The organism is Streptomyces sp. NRRL F-4489 (assembly GCF_001509485.1).
Taxonomy (GTDB): Bacteria; Actinomycetota; Actinomycetes; order Streptomycetales; family Streptomycetaceae; genus Streptomyces.
This window is the reverse complement of sequence record NZ_LLZI01000143.1, coordinates 1-2,971: the sequence shown is the minus strand read 5'-3', so window position 1 is coordinate 2,971 and position 2,971 is coordinate 1. Positions and strand designations below refer to the sequence as shown.

The 2,971-nt window shown below is 72.4% G+C and carries 1 protein-coding gene and 2 pseudogenes; 2 read left to right on the top strand and 1 reads right to left on the bottom strand.

The genetic code is table 11. The features are described 5' to 3' along the window. The first annotated feature begins 370 nt into the window (after positions 1-370). Positions 371-1,261, top strand: coding sequence for a D-alanyl-D-alanine carboxypeptidase family protein (locus ADL22_RS13345; protein WP_199836287.1), 891 nt, complete (start codon positions 371-373; stop codon positions 1,259-1,261). Between the two features lie 535 nt (positions 1,262-1,796). On the opposite strand, the pseudogene ADL22_RS13340 reads toward ADL22_RS13345, so the two are convergent. After that, positions 1,797-2,530 (bottom strand): annotated as a pseudogene (locus tag ADL22_RS13340) (demethylmenaquinone methyltransferase). Between the two features lie 324 nt (positions 2,531-2,854). Here ADL22_RS13340 and ADL22_RS36965 point away from each other — a divergent pair. After that, positions 2,855-2,971 (top strand): annotated as a pseudogene (locus ADL22_RS36965) (bifunctional demethylmenaquinone methyltransferase/2-methoxy-6-polyprenyl-1,4-benzoquinol methylase); the annotation flags it as partial.

Sequence of the window (2,971 nt, the reverse complement as noted above, 5' to 3'; positions counted from 1 at the left end):
GTCTATGGGGACCGCGATGATCGGAAACTGAAGGGTTGTCCCCTGCCGTCCGGCCGGGGTCGGGCGGCGGGGGGCCGGTGGCCGGGGCGGTGGCCGGGGGCGGTGGCCAGAGGTCCGAGGCCGCGAGGCCGGGGCCCGTGGCCGGCGACCGCGGGACGGGTCCCCCGGGACAGGCCCCCCAGGACGTTCCCCTATACCGGCAATTGACCAAAACCCACCCCCCTCTCACGCATCCATTGCCGCGCCCCAGGTGTCTCAAGAGAGAGCGGCACTCTCATGTGCCCGCACTGCAGGGCTATTTGGAGCACCCACTGTGAACATCGGCATCAAAGGCATCAGGACCATCACCGGCGTCCGGGCCGCCAAGGGCATCCGGACCGCCAGGGGCCTCCGGCGCGCGTCCGCCGTGGCCGTCACCACCGGAGCCGTCCTGACCGCCGGAGCGTTCGGCTCCCAGGCGCAGGCCGCCACCCTCCCGGCGCCCGCCATCTCCGCCGCCGGCGGCTTCGTGATGAACAACGGCACCGGTTCGGCGCTCTTCGCCAAGGCCGCGGACACCCGCCGGTCCACCGGTTCCACCACCAAGATCATGACGGCTCGGGTGGTGCTGGCCCAGAAGAACCTCGACCTGGACTCCAAGGTCACGATCCAGAAGGCGTACAGCGACTACATCGTCAACAACAACTGGGCCTCGTCCGCCCACCTGATCGTCGGCGACAAGGTGACGGTCCGTCAGCTCCTGTACGGGCTGATGCTCCCGTCCGGCTGCGACGCCGCGTACGCCCTCGCCGACCGGTTCGGCACCGGATCGAGCCGGGACGCCCGGGTGAAGTCGTTCATCGGCCAGATGAACACCACCGCCAAGAACCTCGGCATGAAGAACACCCACTTCGACTCGTTCGACGGAATAGGGCGCGGCGCCAACTACTCGACGCCCCGCGACCTCACCAAGCTCGCCAGCAACGCGATGAAGTTCTCCACCTTCCGCACCATCGTGGGAACGAAGTCCACCAAGCAGAAGGTCACCACGAAAAGCGGCGGCTACCGCTACATGTCGTGGACCAACACCAACAACCTGCTCAGCAGCTACAAGGGCACCATCGGTGTGAAGACCGGCTCGGGCCCGGAGGCCAAGTACTGCCTGGTCTTCGCCGCCACCCGCAACGGCAAGACCGTCATCGGCACCGTCCTCGCCTCCCCGTCCGTCGCCGCCCGCACCACCGACGCCCAAAAACTGATGGACTACGCCTTCAAGAAGTAGCCACCCCGCTCCGGCGGCCCAGGGCCGCTCACACGGCAGGGCCCGCTCACGCCCCAGGGCCCGTCTCCGTCCGACCCGACGGGGGCGGGCCTTTTCCGTACCCAGGGCGGGGGCCTTTCCGTACCCAGGGGCGGGGGCTGGGCGGGCTCTTCCCGTACACGCGGGCCGTTCCCGGGCCTACGGGCGGGGCCCGGACGGGCGATCCTCGGGCCTACGGGCAGCGGGGAAGCGGACCGTTCCTGGGCCTACGGGCGGCCGGGAGGCGGGCGACGCGGGCGCCGGCAGGGGGCGGAGGCCCCGGGGGGCGACGGGCCGTTGGGCCGGGGGCCGGCGGGCCGCCGGGAGGCCGGTGGGCCGGGAGACCGGGAGGCCCGGGTTGAGGTGGAGGCCGGGAGGCCGGGAGGCCGGTGGGCCGGCGGGGATCCGGCCTCCCGGCCCAGCCCGGCCTCCACCTCAACCCGGGCCTCCAGCTCAACCCGGCCCCCAGCCCAGCCCGGCCCCCACCTCAACCCGGCGTCCGGCTAACGGCAGCCGGTCAGTCCTCGGCCGGCTTGACGCCCCGGTGGAGCGCCACGATGCCGCCGGTCAGGTTCCGCCAGGCGACCTTCGTCCAGCCGGCGCCCTGGAGCCGGGCGGCCAGCTCCGGCTGGTTGGGCCAGGTCCGGATCGACTCGGCGAGGTACACATACGCCTCGGGGTTGCTGCTGACCACCCGGGCCACCGGCGGCAGCGCCCGCATCAGGTACTCGGTGTAGACGGTCCGGAACGGTGCCCACGTCGGCTCGCTGAACTCGCAGATCACCACCCGCCCACCGGGCTTGGTGACCCTGTACAGCTCGGCCAGCGCCGCATCGGTGTCCTGGATGTTCCGCAGCCCGAAGGAGATCGTGACGGCGTCGAACACCCCGTCCGCGAACGGCAGCCGCATCCCGTCCCCCGCCGTGAACGGCAGCCACGGGCGCCGCTTCTTGCCCTCCCCCAGCATCCCCACCGAGAAGTCGCACGGCACCACATAGGCCCCGGTCCGCGCGAACGGCAGCGACGATAGGCCCCGGTCCGCGCGAACGGCAGCGACGAGGTACCGGTCCCGGCCGCGAGATCGAGCACCCGCTCGGCGGGCCGCGCCGCGACCGCGCGGTCCACTTCCTTCCGCCAGAGCCGCGCCTGGCCCAGGGAGAGCACTTCGTTGGTCAGGTCGTAGCGCGCCGCCACGCCGTCGAACATCGCGGCGACTTCATTCGGCTGCTTGTCCAGGGATGCTCGCGTCACCCGCCCATTCTCCACCGTCCACCCCGGCCCCCTGGCACCGGGCGTACGTGCCCCGACAACCGCGCGGTTCTCGACTTGGTCGGGGACGGCCGGCATGCCCCCCTCTGACATACCGGGCGTCCTGCGGTGCAGCGCGCGCCGTGCGCGGCGCACCGTGAGCGGCCGGGGCGGCCGTCCCATGATCCTGCCGGGCTGAATCCAGCACTCCGCTTCCGTTGACGCCACCCTGACGCACGGCGGGGGCCCGCTGACGGGTCCTTGACGCGGTTCCGGTTCCGGCGCGGCTCCGATTGGAACGCCGCTTCGGGTGCGGGCGAGGGGCCGCGGCTGGGGCGGAAGGAGGTGGACCGCGCGGTCGCGGCGCGGCCCGCCGAGCGGGTGCTCGATCTCGCGGCCGGGACCGGTACCTCGTCGCTGCCGTTCGCGCGGACCGGGGCCTAT